General features: G+C 70.4%; 12 protein-coding genes and 1 pseudogene. 3 read left to right on the top strand and 10 right to left on the bottom strand.

Going from position 1 to position 18,639, the window contains the following annotated elements:
• Window positions 1-54: 54 nt before the first annotated feature.
• Window positions 55-171: pseudogene (locus AB5J53_RS41835) on the top strand (aldo/keto reductase); the annotation flags it as partial.
• Between the two features lie 33 nt (window positions 172-204).
• Here the strand turns inward: AB5J53_RS41835 and AB5J53_RS41830 are convergent.
• Window positions 205-1,467: an MFS transporter gene (locus tag AB5J53_RS41830; protein WP_369250808.1), complete on the bottom strand. Its 1,263-nt coding sequence runs from the start codon at window positions 1,465-1,467 to the stop codon at window positions 205-207.
• A 158-nt stretch (window positions 1,468-1,625) separates the two neighbouring features.
• Between AB5J53_RS41830 and AB5J53_RS41825 the strand changes: the two genes are divergently transcribed.
• On the top strand, window positions 1,626-2,501 hold the full coding sequence (locus AB5J53_RS41825; RefSeq protein ID WP_369250807.1) for a LysR family transcriptional regulator: 876 nt from the start codon (window positions 1,626-1,628) through the stop codon (window positions 2,499-2,501).
• Between the two features lie 84 nt (window positions 2,502-2,585).
• Here AB5J53_RS41825 and AB5J53_RS41820 read toward each other — a convergent pair whose 3' ends face one another.
• Entirely contained in the window at window positions 2,586-4,043 is a 1,458-nt protein-coding gene (locus tag AB5J53_RS41820) for an MFS transporter (protein ID WP_369250806.1), read from the bottom strand.
• Window positions 4,044-4,179: 136 nt separating this feature from the next.
• Here AB5J53_RS41820 and AB5J53_RS41815 point away from each other — a divergent pair, with 136 nt between their 5' ends.
• A complete protein-coding gene (locus AB5J53_RS41815) occupies window positions 4,180-5,082 on the top strand; it encodes a LysR family transcriptional regulator (protein WP_369250805.1) in 903 nt (300 codons plus the stop codon).
• Window positions 5,083-5,275: 193 nt separating this feature from the next.
• On the opposite strand, the gene AB5J53_RS41810 is transcribed toward AB5J53_RS41815, so the two are convergent.
• The 8 genes from AB5J53_RS41810 to AB5J53_RS41775 all read right to left on the bottom strand — a co-directional run bounded on the left by AB5J53_RS41810 (window position 5,276) and on the right by AB5J53_RS41775 (window position 18,633).
• A complete protein-coding gene (locus tag AB5J53_RS41810) occupies window positions 5,276-7,090 on the bottom strand; it encodes an ABC transporter ATP-binding protein (RefSeq protein WP_369250804.1) in 1,815 nt (604 codons plus the stop codon).
• A gap of 653 nt (window positions 7,091-7,743) precedes the next feature.
• Window positions 7,744-8,346, bottom strand: coding sequence for a sarcosine oxidase subunit gamma (locus tag AB5J53_RS41805; RefSeq protein ID WP_369250803.1), 603 nt, complete (start codon window positions 8,344-8,346; stop codon window positions 7,744-7,746).
• The gene (locus AB5J53_RS41800; protein WP_369250802.1) at window positions 8,339-11,563 is read right to left on the bottom strand and encodes a sarcosine oxidase subunit alpha family protein; all 3,225 of its coding nucleotides are present in this window, start codon (window positions 11,561-11,563) and stop codon (window positions 8,339-8,341) included. Before AB5J53_RS41800 ends, AB5J53_RS41805 begins: the two co-directional genes overlap by 8 nt.
• Window positions 11,564-11,575: 12 nt before the next feature.
• Window positions 11,576-12,808 carry a sarcosine oxidase subunit beta family protein gene (locus AB5J53_RS41795; protein ID WP_369250801.1) on the bottom strand — a complete coding sequence of 411 codons (1,233 nt, stop codon included), beginning with the start codon at window positions 12,806-12,808 and terminating at the stop codon, window positions 11,576-11,578.
• Window positions 12,805-14,097, bottom strand: a complete 1,293-nt coding sequence (gene glyA, locus AB5J53_RS41790; protein WP_369250800.1) for a serine hydroxymethyltransferase — start codon at window positions 14,095-14,097, stop codon at window positions 12,805-12,807. Before glyA ends, AB5J53_RS41795 begins: the two co-directional genes overlap by 4 nt.
• Window positions 14,094-14,954, bottom strand: coding sequence for a bifunctional methylenetetrahydrofolate dehydrogenase/methenyltetrahydrofolate cyclohydrolase (locus AB5J53_RS41785; RefSeq protein WP_369250799.1), 861 nt, complete (start codon window positions 14,952-14,954; stop codon window positions 14,094-14,096). The genes glyA and AB5J53_RS41785 overlap by 4 nt, the downstream gene beginning before the upstream one ends.
• Window positions 14,955-14,976: 22 nt before the next feature.
• Window positions 14,977-17,415 (bottom strand): FAD-dependent oxidoreductase, encoded by a 2,439-nt coding sequence (locus AB5J53_RS41780; protein WP_369250798.1) that lies wholly within the window; start codon window positions 17,413-17,415, stop codon window positions 14,977-14,979.
• A gap of 249 nt (window positions 17,416-17,664) precedes the next feature.
• Entirely contained in the window at window positions 17,665-18,633 is a 969-nt protein-coding gene (locus AB5J53_RS41775) for an ABC transporter substrate-binding protein (protein WP_369250797.1), read from the bottom strand.
• Between the last annotated feature and the right edge of the window lie 6 nt (window positions 18,634-18,639).

The raw sequence follows: 18,639 nt of genomic DNA, 5'->3' as shown, positions 1-18,639 counted from the left end.
CGCCCCACACGCGCCGTCGGCGCCGCCGCAGCGGGCGCCCCGAGTGGGCAGTGGAGGACGTACGACGAGGACCGGGCCATCAGTGCCATCCGGGAGGCCCGCGAGCTCGGCATCAACTCCCTCGACACCGCCCAGGCGTACGGTTTCGGCGCTTCCGAGCGCGTACTGGGCGGACACCTTCCCTCGTACGAGGTCCTGAACCGCTCATCGACGGGCGAACCGGCGCGCCAGAAGGACCGCCGGGACGGCGACCAGGAACGCGAAGACCAGCACGGCGTCGCGGACCGGTACCGTCTGCACGGCCAGGCCCAGCCCCAGTACCGGGAGCGACAGGCCCAGATAGGCGGCGAGGAACAGCCCGGTGAGTGTCTCTCCGCGCCGCTCGGGCACGGCCAGCGACAGCACCGTACTGACACTGCCCTTGAAGGCCGTACCGGCGGCCGCCCCGGAGACCGCGCCACCGACGAGGAACAGCGGGAGGTCCGCCGTCCAGACGGCGGCGGTCAGCGCGGCCATGCCGACCGCGAGGAGCCCCAGCCCCAGGAGCAGTTGGGTACGGGTGCCCAGGCGAGCCAGCAGGATCTGTGCAGACGCGGCCGAGCCGAAGACGAGGAAGGCCGCGAGTCCGGTGACCGTGGGGGAAGCGACGTGCAGGTCCCTGAGGACGACCGGAGTCAATGAGGTGAACAGGCCGAAGACCGCGAAGGCGATCAGAGCGGCGCCGGCCGCGGCGAAGAACGCGGGACGGGCCCGGTCGGGAACGCTGATGCGCTGGGGGCGGTAACGCGGCCGCGGATCGGGCCGTTCCACGGTTTCCGGAGTCAGGACCACGGCCACCGCTCCGAGGACGAACAGGCCGAGGAAGAGCAGGTAGGGGGTGTGCAGGGGGGCCGAGGTGTGTTCGGCGAGGAGCCCGGAGACCAGTGGGCCGAGTCCCAGCCCGCCGAGGTTGGCAGCCGTGGCCACCACATTGGCGCGCACGGACGAGGCGCCGGGCCGGGCGTGCCGGTGGAGGTCGTCCAGGTACGCGGTGGCCGTCGCCGTCAGCAGTCCCACGCTCAGTCCCGACAGCAGACGGGCCACGAGCAGGACAGGCACGGAGGACCAGCTCGCGAAGACCAGAGCGGACGCGATGCTGAGCGCGATCGCGGGGAGCAACACGGTTCTGCGCCCGAACCAGTCCGACAGATGTCCGGCCAGGAAGAGTGCCGCCAGCACGCCGACGGCATAGGTCGCGAAGACGATCGTGACGACAAACGGTCCGAACCCGTCGGCACGCTGGTACAGCGGATAGAGCGGGGTGGGCACGGTGGAGAAGGCCATGGTCAGGGTGAAGGTCGCGGCGACCAGCCAGAAACCCACATGGTGACGGGCGTGCGAGCGACGCCGTGGAACGCTTCCGAGGGTCCCTGCCGTCCGGGCCTGCGTGCCCGGCGCCCGGTCTGTCGTGCGGGTGAACACGGTCATGAGCGACCTCTCCTTCGACCCATTCCACATTCGGCTTCGTGACCGGCACAACGCGAGCCGAGTAGCCCGGCTTCCGCACTTCACGCGATAATCGATGAAGACTGTTATCTCCATGAGAGATTTCCATGGGATGACCCCGGCGACCGGGAGCGGTGCTCATGGACCTGCGGCAGATGGAAGTCGTCGTCGCCGTCGCCGAAGAGGGCGGCTTCACGGCGGCGGCGCAGCGGCTCCACGTCGTCCAGTCCGCCGTGTCGGGCACGGTGCGCGCCTTGGAGGGAGAGCTGGGCACGCGGCTGTTCGACCGCACCACCCATCGGGTGGCACTGACACCGGCCGGCGAAGCGTTCGTACCGGCCGCGCGCGCGGCCCTGCGCGCCGCGGATCAGGCGCGGTCGGCGGTGGACGCCGTGCAGGGGCAGCTGCGGGGGACGGTGACGGTCGGCACGATGCAAGGCGTCTGGGCCGGCCTCCACCACGCCCTGGCCGCACTGCGAGCCGAACATCCCGGCGTGGTGGTCCGGCTCCGGCAGGCAGCCGTGGTCGACATCCGGCAGGCGCTGCGCGACGGGACGGTGGACCTGGCGGTGGTCGCCCTCGACCGTCGGCAGCAGCGGGGGCTGGTCACCCGCCTGCTCGCCAGGGAGGAAATGGTGCTGGTGGTCTCTCCCGAGCGGGAACTGACCCGAACGGGAGCCGACGCCGACGGAAAGGTCGCACTCGCCGAGGTGGCCCGGCTTCCTCTGGTGGACTTCGCCCCCGGCTGGGCGGTCCGGGCCGCGGTGGACCGGGCCTTCCGTGCCGCTCTCGTCGAGCGCGACACGATCTTCGAGGTCAACGACATCGTCGCGGCGGCCGAACTCGTCCGCCACGATCTGGGCGTCTGCATCATGCCCGAGTCGATCGCCGGGCGCTTCCCCGACCTGACCGTACGCCGGCTCGAACGCCACGCACCGCACTGGAATGTCATGGTCGTACGGCCCCGGGGCGAGGCACCCCCGGCAGTCGCCGCGCTGCTGCGGCACATCACGTGACCGCGCGGAACCGCTGACGGTACTCGGAGCGGATCGGTCCAGGCGTCCTGGGACCCGGTCATCGCGAACGCGGCGACGAGACCTCTAGGTGCCGACGGGGTCTCCGGGCGAGAGCCGTGAGCGCAGCCGAAGTCCCAGGACCACGGCCAGCCCGAAGGCCACGAGGAGGGCGGCGACGGCGAAGGTCCAGTGCGTGCCGCGAACTATCGCCGCGGACGCGGCTGTGGTCACGTCGCTCGTGCCGGCCGCGAAGGCGAAGACCGCGCCCATGACCGATGCGCCGGTCATGAGGCCCAGGTTTCGGGCGAGGTTCAGCATGCCCGACACCAGGCCACGCCGGCGCGGGGAGACATCCTTCATGACCGCGGTGTTGTTGGCTGCCTGAAACAGCGCGTAGCTCGCCGTGACGGCGACCAGGGGCAGGACGTATCCGATGACGCCGGCCGCCGGGGGCATCAAGGAGAGCACCACGGCGCCGCCAAAGATGCCGCTGAGCCCTACGATCACCATGGCCTCGGCTCCGAAGCGATCGGTGGCTCGGCCGGCCGGGACGCCGGTGAGGGCGGACACGGCGGGACCTGCCGACATCACCAGACCGACAAGCGCCGGGTCGAGGTCGAGTGCCCGGGCCAGGTGGAAGGGTCCCACGACGAGGGTGGTCATCATGACGGTGGAGACCAGGGCGCTCGTCGTCAGGCCGGCGGCGAGGACGGGATCGCGGAGCATCGAGAGGGTGAGCAGCGGGGACGAGACCCGGCTCTCGGTGAAGACGAACAGGGCGAGGCCCGCCCCCGAGGCGATGAGCAGTCCGATGGCGAGCGGACCGAACGAGTTCCCTTCGATCGTCATCGCCAGCGCGTAGGCGCCCAGAGTGACCGCCAGCAGCGCCGCGCCCACGGTGTCGAACCGGCTGCGTGGAGAGCTCGTTGCCGGTGCGGCATCGGGCAGCACCCGGAAGGTGAGCGCGAGCGCGACAAGGCCGAGCGGCACACCGGCGAGGAAGATCGCACGCCAGCCGAAGAGCGCGATCAGGGCTCCACCGAGGGTGGGTCCCAGGGCCGTACCGACTGCCGACATCGTTCCGAGCAGTCCCATGACCCTGCCGGTACGGTCCTTGGGCACCGTCTCGCCGACGAAGGCCATGGTCAGCGCCATCATGCACGCGGCGCCGGCCCCTTGGAGCGCCCGGGCGGCGACCAGGAGGGGAAGGCTCGGCGCGAGACCGCACAGCAGTGTCGCGAGGGTGAACACGGCGATGCCGCTCAGCAGGAGGCGACGTCGGCCGGCGAGGTCACCGAGTCGGCCGGCTCCGACGATCAGTGTCGTGATGGCCAGGAGGTAGGCGATGACGACCCACTGGACCTCATGGAAGCCGGCGTCGAAGGCCGCAGCCATGTTCGGCAGGCCGACGTTGGCGATGCTGATGCTCAGTGAGGGCAGCAGCATGGACAGCGACAGGGCGCTGAGCGCCCAAGCCAGTGGTGGACGGCGCGCAGCCGATGTCTGCTCAGTCTCGGTGCCCGGAGGGGTTGCTGATCTCACAGCGCTGGTCTCTTCCTGGAGTCGACGGGATCGCAATGAACGTAGGTCTCGTTTTGGCCTGGCGGAAGACGCAAAGATGGAAAGCTACTTGTGCACACGACGCCATGTCTGGATCGATCCGTGAGATCGTGTGCGCATGTCCAGGCCCGATTTGAATTTGCTGGTCACGCTGGACGTCCTGCTCGAGGAGGGCAGCGTCACGCGGGCGGGAGAACGGCTTGCGCTCAGTCCGTCGGCGATGAGTCGCGCGCTCGCGCGATTGCGGCGAGCCACGGGTGACCCGCTGCTGGTGCGGGCCGGCCGAGGGCTTGTGCCCACGCCCCGCGCTCTGGAGCTGCGCGACCGTGTGCGTGGCTTGGTCCGGGAGGCCGAAGAGGTATTGCGGCCGGCCGAGAAGCTGGACCTGGCGACGCTGGAGCGGACTTTCGCGTTGCGCGGCAGCGATGGGTTCGTGGAGAGATTCGGACCCGCGTTGGTCGCCGAGGTCGGCAGCGAGGCACCCGGCGTGCGACTGCGGTTCCTGCAGAAGACCAAGAAGGACGTCGGTCCCTTGCGCGACGGCCTTGTCGATCTGGAGACGGGCGTCGTCGAGCAGCCTCTGCCTCCGGACGTGCTGAGCGAGCCCATGTTCACCGACCGGTTCGTCGGGGTGGTGCGGAGCGAGCACCCGCTGAGCACCGGGAAGGTGACGACGGCCCGGTACGTCTCCTCACGACATGTGCACGTCTCGCGGCGCGGTCTGACGGAGGGACTGGTGGACGAGGCTCTTGACTCGACGGGCCGCCGGCGGGAAGTCGTGACGGTCGTCGACGGCTTCAGCGCCGCGTTGGCCCTGGCGAAGGCCTCGGACCTGGTCGCCACGGTTCCGGAGCGGCACACCGCGGACCTGCGGCGAGGGATGTGCTCCTTCGAGTTGCCCTTCCGCGCTCCCGAGGTGACGGTGTCCCTGCTGTGGCACGTCCGACTCGACGCGGACCCAGCTCACCGGTGGCTGCGCGACCGCGTACTCGGTGTGTGTCGCTTCGACGGGCAGGATTGACGGCTCGGCGAGGCCACCCGGTTGGGGTCGCCGCCGGGCGGGGCCGACGACCGTCCAGATCGACGGGGTGTGGCGCCCCGGACAACGACCGTCCGGGGCGCCGGGCCGCGGCGGCCGCCTACTTCACACCGCGGCGATGCCCTCCATACCGGATTCGGTCATCCACGCGCAGGGTCCCCGCCCCGGCTCGCCTTCAGTGCAGGTCGGCCCGCGCGGGGGTGTCGTCGAGGAAGCCGCCCGACTGGTGCTGCCACAGCTTCGCGTAGGCGCCGTCCGACGCGAGCAGCTCCTGGTGCGTGCCCTGCTCGATGATCCGCCCGCGGTCGAGGACGACGAGCTGGTCCATGGTGGCGACCGTGCTCAGCCGGTGGGCCACCACGAGCGCCGTCCGCCCCTCCATGAGCCGCCACAGCGCCTCCTGGACGAGGATCTCGCTCTCGGAGTCCAGGGCGCTGGTCGCCTCGTCGAGCAGCAGGATCGGCGCGTCGCGCAGGATCGCCCTGGCGAGCGCGACCCGTTGGCGCTGTCCGCCGGACAGCTTGACGCCGCGCTCGCCCACCATGGTGTCGAAGCCGTCCGGCAGCGCGTCGGCGAACTCCGTGACGTGCGCCGCCTCGGCCGCGCGGCGGATCTCGGCGTCGGTGGCGTCCGGCCGGGCGAACGCGATGTTGTCCCGCAGCGTGCGGTGGAACATCGCCGGGTCCTGCGGCACGTAGGCGATCAGGCTGCGCAGGTCGGCCTGGCGCAGCCTGCTGATGTCCTGACCCCCGATCAGGATCCGGCCGGCGTCGATGTCCGTCATCCGCAGCAGCAGCCGGCTGAGCGTGGTCTTGCCCCCGCCGGACCGGCCGACGAGACCGATCTTCGTCCCGCTGGGCACAACCAGGTCGAGTCCCTCGAAGAGCGGCTGCGCGCCCGCGTGGGCGAAGGTGACCTGCTCGAAGCGGACGTCGGCGCCCCTTGACCGCAGCGGCTCCGGCGACGCCGGGTCGAGCACGGTCGGCGGCTTCAGCAGCAGTTCGGTGAACTGCGCGGCCTCCGTCATCGAGCTCTCCAGGCGGCGGTAGATCTGGTTGAACTCGAACATGATCCGCGTCGCGTTGCTGTAGTACGTGAAGGCGACCACGACCGCCTCCACACCGTGCGTACCCCCGCCGAGCGCGACCGCGAGCAGCAGGCCCAGCGCGTTGGTCAGTACGGACATCGGCGCGACCAGCGTGTCGATGCGCAGGTTGCCGTAGTCCCACGACCTCAACATGAGCCGCCGCGACGCCGCGACGCGGGACCGGTGCTCGGCGGCCTCGCGTTCCTCGGCGGCGAACGCCCGGACCGTGTCCATGTTCATCAGGCTGTCGGCGACGTGGCCCGAGACCCGGGCGATCGCCTCCTCGCGCTGGTCGACGAGCGCCTGGCGGCGACGGATGAGCGGCACCACGCACAGCGCCGTCAGCGCGATCATCGCCAACAGCCCGACGACGAGCAGCGGTTCGTAGCGCCACAGCACCACCGACCCGAACACCAGTGGCACGAGGCTGCCCAGGACGTTGAACGTCAGCGTGTCGACGAACTCCTCGAAGCGGGACGCGAAGCTCAGCACCCGCTTGGTCAGCGACCCGGCGAAGTTGTCGTGGAAGAACGCGGCGTCCTTGGCGAACAGCTCGTCCATGCCGATCACGTACAGGTGCTCGATGCCGAGGGCGTCAAGGCGGTTCATGAGGTGCAGGCCGATGCGCCACAGCACCTCCGCGAGCAACAGGATGCCGCCGAAGGCGAGGACGTACGGCAGCGTCGAGCCGATGGCGATACCGGCGTCGTCGGCGATGCGGCCGACGAGCTTCGCTACCACCAGCGGCGCGACGTAGTTGATGCAGATGTTGCCCAGCGCCGGCAGCAGCATCGCGGGCACCGTCAGCCGCCGGACGCGGGCTAACTCCCGTCCGTAATAACGAAGTGCGAGGAGCACCGAGCCCTTGCCCGGCCGGGCCTCGCGCGATTCAGGCGATTCCATCCCAACCCCGTGTTGTCGTGCGGCAGCTCACCACGTGCTTCCGTGGGGAGGTGCCGTCGGCTCAATGTCCGTGCGGAGCTTCGGTTCGAGTGAGTGCCCTTGCTCGGGTCGTCCTGCGGCGGGCGGGGGACGACGACGGAGCCTCCGCCGGCCTCGCGGCGACGCCACCGAGCGGGTACGAGCAGGTCAGAAGTCGCAGTGTCCCGCGACCGCGCCCGCGGAGTCCAAGCGTTTTTCTCAGCCACCGACATGCCGTACACGCGTGTCACGCGGTCGAGTTCCCGCAGGGTGCGCTGGACGGTGGTCGGCCCGACCGTGCTGCCGGAGCCCGCCATCAGCGCGTGGAGTTCCTGGGCGGAGACGAACTCGTTTGACGCGAGGTGGCCGGACCAGCGCGTTACCACTCCGTCCGTCGCAGCCTGGGCGACCGCGGTATCAGGGGACCCGCCTCACCACGTGCAAGCGATCACGTCGTCGGCCTCCGGGTAAAGGCGCCGACAAGCGGCACGCTCAACCTCGAAGACCCGAATCTGACCCACGCGAAAGGGCCCCCACAGGCGGCTCTCGCCTGCGAAGACCCTTCGCACCGTCGCTCGGCGAGGTAAAGGCGTCTGTAACCATACGGAGTTCACGCCCTGCCCCGTTGAGCTCGTTCAGACGTATTCCGCTGCCGCGTCGAGCAGCCAGTCCGTGAGGTAGCCCGCAAAGGACGAACGGACGAGCACCCAGAATCCAGCCCTGGGTTCGTCCCGGGCGACCAGCACAATGTGTGTGCGGGCCAGGGTGGTCTGGGCGCAGCGCCCGGCGCCGAAGGCACGAGGGTGCAGATCCAGCGGGCAGCCGTGTGCCAGGAGGTCGCGGGCGCGGGATCCCGTGACGAGGAGGGTGGTGCGCTGGGCGGAGACGTCCGTGACGGACACGGGCTCGTCGCCGGTGGCCGACCGGATCCGGCTCTCCAAGTCGCGCTGGCTGCCGGGCGGGCCCACCAGGAGCCATTCGTCGGGGCCGAACCACAGGGCGGTCAACTCCCCGGCACGTACGACGGTGTTGGGTTCGAGGGGCAGTTGGAGGCCGAGCGCGAGCCCGACGGCGTCCGCTGCCGCTCCCTTGGCGTCGAGCCGGACGGTGACCTGGGCCAGGAAGGGGAGTTCGGCCAGCCGGACCGCGCCTCCGGAGGCGCGGGTCGCGGCGGCCAGACGGTCGGCGGCGCCCGCCAGGGGACTGCGGCGCGGGACGGAAAGGGCGGTGTCAGCCATCGCGGCGGGCTCCCTCGGGGTCGTAGAGGACGGGGCTTGCGACGGTCACCGGAACCAGTCGGTCCCCCACAGGGGCGTAGAGCCGCTCACCGATGCGCTCCCGGCCGCCCTTGATCAGGGCGAGGGCGAAGGTCCGACCGAGTGCCGCGCTGCGGTAACTGGAGGTGACATGGCCGAGCATCGGCACGGGCGGGGCGGGCAGCACGCTGTCTGCCACCAGTTGCGTCCCCTCGGGGAGGAAGGTGCCGGGGTCGTCGGGGAGCAGGCCGACCAGGTGCTTGCGGTCGGGGCGAACGGCGTCGGCGCGGGCGTAGGAGCGCTTGCCGATGAAGTCGGGCTTCTTCTTCGACACCGCCCAGCTCATGCCGAGGTCGTGGGGAGTGACGGTGCCGTCGGTGTCCTGACCGATGATCGGGTAGCCCTTCTCCGCCCGCAGGACGTGCATGGTCTCGGTGCCGTACGGGGTGATGCCGAACGGGGCACCGGCCTCGTACAGCGCCTGCCAGAGGGCGAGGGCTTCCCACGGTGACACGTTGATCTCGTAGGCCAGTTCGCCGGAGAAGCTGATTCGGCACACCCTGGCCTCGATGCCCGCCACGGTCGTCTCCCGCCACGCCATGAACGGGAAGCTGTCGTTGTCCACCGCCAGCTCCGGCGCGAGCGCGCCCAGCACCTCGCGGGAACGGGGGCCGACCAGGGCGACGGTGGCCCACTGCTCGGTGACGGAGGCGCAGTGGACGCGCAGTTCGGGCCACTCCGTCTGTAGCCATTCCTCCATCCAGTCCAGGACGGCGGCCGCGTTGCCTGTCGTGGTGGTGACCAGGAAGCGGTCCGGTGCGAGGCGGATGACGGTGCCGTCGTCGAAGACCATGCCGTCCAGGTGGCACATGACGCCGTAGCGGATCATGCGGACCTTCAGGTTGCTCATCATGTTGGTGTAGAGCCGGTCGAGGAAGACAGCGGCGTCCGGGCCCTGAACATCGATCTTGCCGAGGGTGGAGGCGTCCATGAAGGCGACGCCCTCACGGGCTGCCGCGCACTCGCGCAGCACGGCGGTTTCCATGTCCTCGCCGTCCCGCGGGTAGTACCAGGGCCGCTTCCACTGGCCGACGTTCTCGAACAGGGCGCCCTGCATGACGTGCCAGTCGTGCAGGGGAGTCGTACGGATCGGGTCGTGCAGCGCTCCCCGGTCGCGGCCGGCGAGCGTGGCGAAGGAGACCGGCGTGTAGGGCGGCCGGAACGTGGTCGTGCCGAGGGCCGAGACGTCCACCCCGAGGAGTTCGGCGACGATGCCGCCGGCGAGCACTCCGGAGGTCTTGCCCTGGTCGTTGGCGGTGCCTGCCGTGGTGTAGCGCTTGGTGTGCTCGACCGAGCGCAGACCGGCGCCGGTCGCGCGGGCCAGGTCGTCGACGGTGACATCGCGCTGGAGGTCGACGAAGCGGGGTGCGTCGGTGGCGCCGGGGACGAGGAAGACCCGCATGGGTGGAGACTGCGGCTCGGCGGCCACGTCGGGAAGGCGGGGCGCCTGGGCGGTGTAGCCCTCGGCCTCGATCGCTCGGGCGCCGGCAGCCGCGCCCTGCGCGAGAACTCCGGCCAGGTCGAGGACGCCGTTGGCGCTTCCCGCGACCTCGACGGCCTGACGGCAGGTGTCGGGGACGAAGGAGCCGAGCGTGTCGTCGTAGCGCAGCTTTCCGCCCGCCTGGCTGAACAGGTGCGCGACGGGGTTCCAGCCGCCGGAGACCAGCAGCAGGTCGACGGCGAACTCCCGGGTCCCTGCGGACTCCCCGTACGGGGCGACGGTCACCGCGGTGAGACGCGCGCTGCCCTCCGTGCCGATGACGGCGTGCCCGGTCAGCACCTCGATCCCGGCCTCCCGGGCACGACGCACCCACTCCCCCGGCTCGGACCGGGTGTCGACGATCGCGGCAATGCCCACGCCGGCCCCGGCAAGGTCGAGCGCGGCGGCGTAGGCACTGTCGTTGGTGGTGAAGACGACGGCCTGGCGGCCGGGCAGGACGCCGTGGCGGTTGACGTAGCCGCGGGCCGAGGCCGCGAGCATCACACCGGGGCGGTCGTTGTCCGCGAAGGCCAGCGAGCGCTCGTGCGCGCCGGTCGCGAGAACGACGCGACGGGCGCGGATGCGCCAGACGCGCTCTCGGGAGACATGCTCGGGAGCCTGTGCGCCGAGGTGGTTGGTGCGGCGTTCGACGGCGAGGAGGTGGTTGTCGTCGTAGTGGCCGAAGACCGTGGTGCGGCGCAACACGCGCACCTCGGGCGCCGCTTCGAGCAGCGCGCCGGCTTCGTCCACCCAGTCGAGGAGTTCGCCCGTGCCCGGCAGACTGCCGCCCAACTCGGGTTGGTCGTCGGCGAGGATGACACGTGCGCCGCTGCGGGCGGCGGCTGCCGCGGCGGCGAGACCGGCCGGTCCGGCGCCGACGACGAGCAGGTCGCAGTGCGCGTGGACGGCGTCGTAGCGGGCCGGGTCCGGTTCGGTGGCGAGCCGTCCCTGGCCGGGCAGGCTGCTCGCCACGAGGCCGTCGTACAGCTCCACGGTCGTCGCGGGCAGCATCGGCTCGGGGAAAGGTTCCTCGATCTGGATGACGGCGTTGGGCTCCTCGACGCCGGCCGAGAAGATGCCACGCGGGCGGCCGAGCTTGATGCTCGTGCCGGCCTGGATGACGCCGTTGGCGAGGAGGGCGGAGGCGAGGGTGTCGCCGCGGACGCCCTCGTACGGCGTTCCGTCGAAGACGAAGCGGAGCCGCTCGTCGCGGTGGACGCGGCCGCCGGTGGGCAGCCGGAACGGCTGGGTGGCGACGGGAGTTGTTTCTTCCCCGCGCCCGCCCCTTCCCGAAACCGGGGCTGCCGCCCGGGACCCCGCCGGGTCCGTCGTCGGGTGTGGACCGGTGGGTGGGTTGTGCCCACCCTCCCCGGCCGGACGGGCCGGATCAGCGGGCCGCGGCTCTCCCGACCGGTACACGGCCAGGATCTCGTTCGTCGCCGTGTCGCGTACCGCGTTGAACCAGCGGCGGCAGCCGGCCGCGTGGCTCCAGCGTTCGGCGAAGGGGCCCTTGGGGTTGTCGCGGAAGAAGAGGTAGCGCGCCCACTCCTCGTCGGTCAGGGCCGCGGGGTCGTGGGGATAGGGCACGTGTGCCTGGCCGCCGTAGTGGAACTCGGCTTCGTCACGGGGCCCGCACCACGGGCATGGGATGAGCAGCATGGGTTCGGCTCCCTAGTGGGCCACCGCGGCCGCGCCATGCTCGTCGACGAGCGCGCCGGTGGTGAAACGGTCGAGCGAGAAGGGGGCGTTGAGGTGGTGAGGGGTGTCGTGGGCGATGGTGTGGGCGTAGACCCAGCCGACGCCGGGGGTGGCCTTGAACCCGCCGGTGCCCCAGCCGCAGTTGAGGTAGAGGTTGTCGACCGGGCTGAGTCCGACGATGGGTGAGGCGTCCGGGCTGACGTCGACGATGCCGCCCCAGGTGCGCAGCACATGGGCGCGGGCGAAGACCGGGAAGAGCTCCAACGCCGCAGACATCTGCTCTTCGATGATGTGGAAGGCGCCGCGCTGGGTGTAGGAGTTGTACGAGTCGATGCCCGCGCCCATCACCAGTTCGCCCTTGTGGGCCTGGCTGACGTACACATGGACCGCGTTGGACATGACGACCGTCGGGTGCACCGGCTCCAGCAGTTCGGAGACGAGCGCCTGCAACGGGTGGCTCTGCAGGGGCAGTTCGATGCCGGCCATGGCGGCAAGGACCGAGGTGTGGCCGGCCGAGCAGAGCGCCACCTTCTCCGCTGCGATCGGGCCGCGGGTGGTCTGCACTGCGACGACCCGGCCGCCGACGATGTCGAGGCCGGTGACCTCGCAGTTCTGGATGATGTCGATGCCGGCGGCGTCGGCGGAGCGGGCCAGGCCCCAGGCGACGTGGTCGTGCTTGGCGATGCCGGCGCGCGGCTGGTAGGTGCCGCCCATGACCGGGTAGCGCACGTCGGGCGAGATGTTGACGATCGGGCAGACGTCCTTGACCTGCCGCTCATCGAGCCATTCGGCGTCCACGCCGTTGAGCCGGTTCGCCTCGACGCGGCGCACGCTGTCGCGGACGTCCTGGAGGCTGTGGGCGAGGTTCAGCACACCGCGCTGGGAGAAGAGGATCGGGTAGTCGAGCTCCTCCTCCAGTCCCTCCCACAGCTTGAGCGCGTGCTCGTAGATGCCCGCGCTTTCGTCCCACAGGTAGTTGGAACGGATGATGGTGGTGTTGCGGGCCATGTTGCCGCCCGCGAGCCAGCCCTTCTCCAGCACGGCGACGTTGGTGATGCCGTGGTTCTTCGCCAGATAGTGGGCGGTGGCGAGGCCGTGTCCGCCGCCGCCCACGATCACCACGTCGTACGACCGCTTGGGCTCGGGTGTGCGCCACAGCCAGTCGGGGTGTTCGGGGAGCTCGGCGCCTGGGGTGCGGGGGCTCATCGGACTTCTCCGGCTTCTTCTGCTTGTGAAAGGTGCGGGTAGAGCGGGTGCTTGGCGGCCAGCGCCTCGGTGCGGGCGCGGAGGGCCGCGATGTCGGGGGCTGGCTGGAGCGCCAGCGCGATCACGTCGGCGACCTCGGCGAAGTCCTCTTCGGTGAAGCCTCGGGTGGCCAGCGCGGGCGTGCCGATGCGCAGTCCGGAGGTGACCATGGGCGGGCGCGGGTCGAAGGGCACGGCGTTGCGGTTGACGGTGATGCCGATCTCGTGGAGCAGATCTTCGGCCTGCCTGCCGTCGAGTTCGGAATCACGCAGGTCGACCAGGACGAGGTGGACGTCCGTACCGCCGGTGAGGACCTTCACCCCAGCAGCAGCCGCGTCGGCGCGGGTGAGGCGTTCGGCGAGGATGCGGGAACCGGCCAGCGTCCGGGCCTGGCGCTCGGCGAACTCGGGTGACGCGGCGACCTTGAACGACACCGCCTTCGCGGCGATGACGTGCTCCAGGGGTCCGCCCTGCATGCCGGGGAACACCGCCGAGTTGATCTTCTTGGCGAGATCGGCCTCGTTGGTGAGGATGACTCCGCCGCGTGGACCGCCGAGCGTCTTGTGCGTCGTCGTGGTGGTGACGTGGGCGTGCGGTACGGGGTTGGGGTGGAGCCCGGCGGCGACCAGGCCCGCGAAGTGCGCCATGTCGACCATGAGGAGGGCGCCCACCTCGTCGGCGATGCGGCGGAAGGCCGCGAAGTCCAGTTGCCTCGGGTACGCCGACCAGCCCGCGATGATCATCTTGGGGCGGTGTTCCTTGGCGAGCCGCTCGACCTCGTCCATGTCGACGAGGTTGTCCGCCTCGGCCACGTGGTACGGCACGACGTTCAGCATCTTGCCGCTGTAGTTGATGCGCATGCCGTGGGTGAGGTGCCCGCCGTGCGCGAGGTCGAGGCCGAGGATGGTGTCGCCGGGCTGGAGCAGGGCGAAGAAGACGGCGGTGTTCGCCTGGGCGCCCGAGTGCGGCTGGACGTTGGCGAAGCCCGCGCCGAAAAGGGACTTGATGCGCTCGATGGCGAGCCGCTCGGTGACGTCGACGTGCTCGCAGCCGCCGTAGTAGCGGCGGCCTGGGTAGCCCTCGGCGTACTTGTTGGTGAGGACCGAGCCCTGTGCCTCCAGCACGGCGGTGGGCGCGAAGTTCTCGGAGGCGATCATTTCGAGGGTGGACTGCTGACGGTGCAGCTCGGCGCGGAGGGCGGCGTGGACCTCGGGGTCCAGCTCCGCCAGGGGGGTGTTCAGCGCGTTCATACGGCGTTCGCGTTCCTCTCGGCGGCCTCGACGACATTGGCGAGCAGCATGGCCCGCGTCATGGGTCCTACGCCCCCGGGCATCGGCGCGAGCCATCCGGCGACCTGGGCGGCCTCCGGGTGCACGTCGCCGACCAGCCCGTGGTCGGTACGGGTGATGCCGACGTCCAGGACGGCCGCGCCGGGCCGCAGCATGTCCTTGGTGATCAGCCCGGGCGAGCCGGCGGCCGCGATGACGATGTCCGCCTCGCGTACGTGCCAGGCCAGGCCCTTGGTGCCGGTGTGGCACAGGGTCACGGTGGCGTTCTCGGACCTGCGCGTGAGCAGCAGTCCGATGGGCCGCCCGACCGTGATGCCCCGTCCGATCACGCACACCCGCGCTCCGGCGAGCGGCACGTCGTGACGGCGGAGCAGTTCGACGATGCCGCGCGGGGTGCAGGGCAGCGGCGCCTCGACGCCGAGGGTGAGCCGGCCGAGGCTGACGGGGTGCAGGCCGTCGGCGTCCTTGGCCGGGTCCATGCGTTCCAGGACGGCGTTGGCGTCGAGGTGGCGAGGGAGCGGGAGTTGGACGATGTAGCCGGTGCAGGCCGGATCGGCGTTGAGCTCGTCGATCACGTCCTCGACCTGCGCCTGTGTGGCGTCGGCGGGCAGTTCACGGCGGATCGAGGCGACGCCGATCTGCGCGCAGTCGCGGTGCTTGCCGCCGACGTAGGCGCGGCTGCCGGGGTCGTCACCGACCAGGACCGTGCCGAGCCCGGGCGGGCGACCGCCGGTGGCGGTCAACTTGGCCACGCGCTCGGCGAGTTCGCGGCGGATGTCCGCTGCGGTCGCCTTGCCGTCGAGCAGCTGTGCGTTCACCGGCGGTACCTCTTCCCCAGGGCTAGCCACGGAGGCGGGACATGGTCGGGTCGAACAGGGGCTCCTCGGCTACGACCGCCTCGATGCGCCGGTCGAAGTAGCCGATGTGCACGGTGGTTCCGGGGGTGGTGAGGTCGGTGGGGAGCCAGGCGTAGGCGATTCCCTTGCCGATCGTGTAGCCGTAGGCCGCGCTGGTGACGTAGCCGACGGCGCGGTCGCCCTCGTACACCGGCTCCTTGCCCAGGACGACCGACTGCGGGTCGTCGATGGTGAGGCAGGTGAGCCTGCGCCGTACGTCGGCCTTGCGGCGCTCCAGTGCCGCCTTGCCGATGAAGTCGTCCTTGTCGAGCTTGACGGCGAAGCCGACTCCGGCCTCGTAGGGGTCGTGCTCGTAGGTCATGTCGGTGCCGAAGGAGCGGTAACCCTTCTCCAGGCGGAGGCTGTTGAAGGCGCCGCGGCCGGCGATGACGCCGCCGAGCGGCTGGGCCGCCTGCCACAGCGTGTCCCACAGCTTCTGGCCCAGGTCGGCGGTGGTGTACAGCTCCCAGCCGAGCTCACCGACGTACGACAGGCGCATCGCGGTGACGGGGACGGAGCCGATGTGGGCGCGCTTGGCGCGGAAGTACTTCAGGCCGTCGTTGGAGAAGTCCGCGTCCGTGAGGGGCTGCAGGACCTTCCGCGCCAGCGGGCCCCACAGGCCGATGCAGCACGTGCCGGGGGTGATGTCGCGGACCTGGACCGTGCCGTCGGCGGGGAGGTGGCGGGTGAACCAGTCGAGGTCCAGGTTGCCGTTGGCGCCGACCTGGAAGAGGTCGCGGGCGAGCCGGGCGACGGTGATGTCGCTGCGGATGCCGCCGTCATGGTCGAGGAGCAGGGTGTACGTCACCGAGCCGACGGACTTGGCGACCTTGCCGGTGACCAGGCGCTCCAGGAAGGCTGCGGCACCGGGGCCGGTCACCTCCAGGCGCTTGAGGGCCGTCATGTCGTACATCGCGACGGTCTCGCGGGTGGCCTGTGCCTCGGCGCCGACGATGGGTGACCAGTAGCGCGCGGCCCAGTCGTTGGGGGTGGGAATGGAACGGCCTTCGACCAGGCCCGCGTTGGCCTCGTACCACTGCGGACGCTCCCAGCCGTTCGCCTCCAGGAAGACGGCGCCCAGCTCCTGCTGGCGGGCGTGGAAGGGGCTCGTGCGGATCGGGCGCGGGTCCCCCGACGGCTGGAGGGGGTGCAGGATGTCGTAGACCTCGACGAAGTTCTGGCAGGCGCGGGCCAGGACGTACTCCGGGGCGAGCTGGTGCGGCTCGAAGCGGTTGACGTCGCACTCGTGCAGGTCGAAGGACGAGCAGTAACCGTCGACCAGCCACTCGGCCACGGCCCGGCCCACGCCGGCGGAGTGGGTGACCCAGACGGCCTCGGCGACCCAGAAGCCCTTGACGTCCGGGGATTCACCGAGAAGCGGCAGACCGTCGGTGGTGAAGGAGAACAGGCCGTTGATGCCCTCCTCGACCTTGGCCTCCCTCGTCGCGGGGAGCAGGGACCGGGTCTCGGTCCAGGCGTCCGCGAAGTCGTCCTCGGTGAACTTGAGCACCGACGGCATCTCGTCGGCCTCGTCCACGGAGAGGATGTCGTCGGCGGAGACGGGCATCGGGCGGTGGCCGTAATAGCCGATGCCCAGGGTGTCGAAGCGGTCGCGGTAGTAGAGGTCGGCGTCCTGGTGGCGCAGGATCGGGCGCACCGCCTCCTCGGCCTGGCCCGCGAGGGCCGGTATCGGGCCGGTCCAGGCCAGTTGGTGGCCGAGCGGGGTGAGCGGGAGGTTCATGCCGACCATGCGGGCGATCTTCGGGCCCCAGATGCCGGCGCAGCACACGACGATGTCGGCGGGGATCTCGCCCTGGTCGGTGAGGACGCCGGTCACCCGGCCCTCGCTCTGCTGGACGTCGAGGACTTCGTGGCGGGCAAGGAAGCGCACGCCGCGCTCGGTCGCCCGGCGGATCTGCGCCTCGACGGCGAGGACGGCCTTGGCGAGGCCGTCCGTCGGCACCAGGAGGCCGCCGAGGACCTTGTCCCGGTTCACCAGCGGGTGCTGCTCGACGCACTCGTCGGCGCTCAGCAGGCGGGCCTCGATGCCCCAGGCGGTGATCCAGCCGTGGCGGCGGTGCAGTTCCGCGAGGCGCTCGGGGGTGGTGGCCACTTCGAGGCCGCCGACCTGCAGGAAGCAGGGCTGCCCGTCGACGTCGAGGGAGCAGAACTTCTCGACGGTGTAGCGGGCCAGCTCGGTCATCGTCTTGGAGGAATTCGTCTGGAAGACCAGACCGGGAGCGTGCGACGACGATCCCCCGGTGGCGGGCAGCGGGCCCTGGTCGACCACGGTCACTTCGGTCCAGCCTCGCGCGGAGATCTCGTCCGCGAGCGCCGCTCCCACGACGCCCGCTCCGATGATGACCACTCGGGGTCCCGCCATCGCCGCACCTCCGGCTAGAAAGCAATCCAGTTGCTGTCTGCGCAACATGCTTCAGGTTGCGCAACTCAATGTGCCCGTCGCGAGGAGCGGGTGTCAAGGGGTCCGTGACGTCGGAAAACAGCCCGAAACGCGACGAGGCCCGGCAGGCTGTCAGCGCAGCCTGCCGGGCCCCTCCGGCGGATTTCCGAGTCGCTCGTGCCGCAACACTGCGCCGCCGGCCCGAGGCCGGCGACGGTGCCGCGTCGCTCCCTACTTGATCCAGGCGTCGACCTTGTCGGTGTTGGCCTCGACCCACTTCTTCGCCGCCGCGTCGGCCGACATCTTGTCCACGGCGATGTACTTGGCCACGACGTTCTGGTCGTCGTTCGTCCAGTTGAACTTCTTCACCAGGTCGTAGGCCGGGCTGCCCGACTTGGCGAACTTGGCGCTGACGATCTTGTCGAGGTTGTACACGGGATAGTCGCAGGCCACCTTCGCCGCGTCGGCGTCACAGCCCGTCTTGTACGTGGGCAGATTGACCTTCACCAGCGGCACCTCGGACAGGAACCACTGCGGCTCGTAGAAGTAGCCGATCACCCATTCCTTGTTCTTCTCGGCCTTTCGGTAGGCCTGGATGAGCGCGGTCTCGCTGCCCGCGTACACCACCTTGAAGTCCAGCTTCAGGTTCTTCACCAGCGCCTCGTCGTTGGTGACGTACGACGGGTCGCCGTCGAGCAGCTGGCCCTTGCCGCCCGACTCGGAGGTCTTGAACTTGGACGCGTACTTGTCCAGGTTCTTCCAGTCGGTGATGTCCGGGTGCGCCTTCGCCAGCCACGGCGGCACGTACCAGCCGATGATGCCTTTGTTGCCGGTCTGGCCGGCATCGACGGCGGTCTTCTGCCCGGTGATGTACTTCTTCTTCAGGTCGTCGTGGCCCCAGTTCTCCAGGACCGCGTCGACCTCGCCCGTCCCGAAGCCCTGCCAGGCGATCTCTTCCTTCAGGTCCTTCTTGGTGACCTTGCAGCCGAGCTTGTGCTCCGCGACATAGGCGACGACCGCCGCATCGGCCTCGTAGCCCACCCACGGGTTGACCGCGAGGTTGAACGTGCCGCACTTGCCCGAGCTGTCCGAGCCGGCGGAGCTGTCACCGACCTTCGCACCGCCACACGCGGTGAGGGTGAGGCCGAGGACCGCTATGCCGGCCGCGCCGACTCTCCACTGTTTTGCTTGCGTTGCCATGGTCCG

This window comes from Streptomyces sp. R41 (assembly GCF_041053055.1).
Classification (GTDB): domain Bacteria; phylum Actinomycetota; class Actinomycetes; order Streptomycetales; family Streptomycetaceae; genus Streptomyces.
Note: the sequence above shows the minus strand (reverse complement) of the source record. Positions and strands in the feature narration are given on the sequence as shown.

Coding starts and splice junctions, on each gene's coding strand:
- AB5J53_RS41830 (WP_369250808.1), bottom strand. CDS start 1,467: ATGACCGTGTTCACCCGCACGACAGACCGGGCGCCGGGCACGCAGGCC.
- AB5J53_RS41795 (WP_369250801.1), bottom strand. CDS start 12,808: ATGAGCCCCCGCACCCCAGGCGCCGAGCTCCCCGAACACCCCGACTGG.
- AB5J53_RS41800 (WP_369250802.1), bottom strand. CDS start 11,563: ATGCTGCTCATCCCATGCCCGTGGTGCGGGCCCCGTGACGAAGCCGAG.
- AB5J53_RS41825 (WP_369250807.1), top strand. CDS start 1,626: ATGGACCTGCGGCAGATGGAAGTCGTCGTCGCCGTCGCCGAAGAGGGC.
- AB5J53_RS41775 (WP_369250797.1), bottom strand. CDS start 18,633: ATGGCAACGCAAGCAAAACAGTGGAGAGTCGGCGCGGCCGGCATAGCG.
- AB5J53_RS41780 (WP_369250798.1), bottom strand. CDS start 17,415: ATGGCGGGACCCCGAGTGGTCATCATCGGAGCGGGCGTCGTGGGAGCG.
- AB5J53_RS41805 (WP_369250803.1), bottom strand. CDS start 8,346: ATGGCTGACACCGCCCTTTCCGTCCCGCGCCGCAGTCCCCTGGCGGGC.
- AB5J53_RS41815 (WP_369250805.1), top strand. CDS start 4,180: ATGTCCAGGCCCGATTTGAATTTGCTGGTCACGCTGGACGTCCTGCTC.
- glyA (WP_369250800.1), bottom strand. CDS start 14,097: ATGAACGCGCTGAACACCCCCCTGGCGGAGCTGGACCCCGAGGTCCAC.
- AB5J53_RS41810 (WP_369250804.1), bottom strand. CDS start 7,090: ATGGAATCGCCTGAATCGCGCGAGGCCCGGCCGGGCAAGGGCTCGGTG.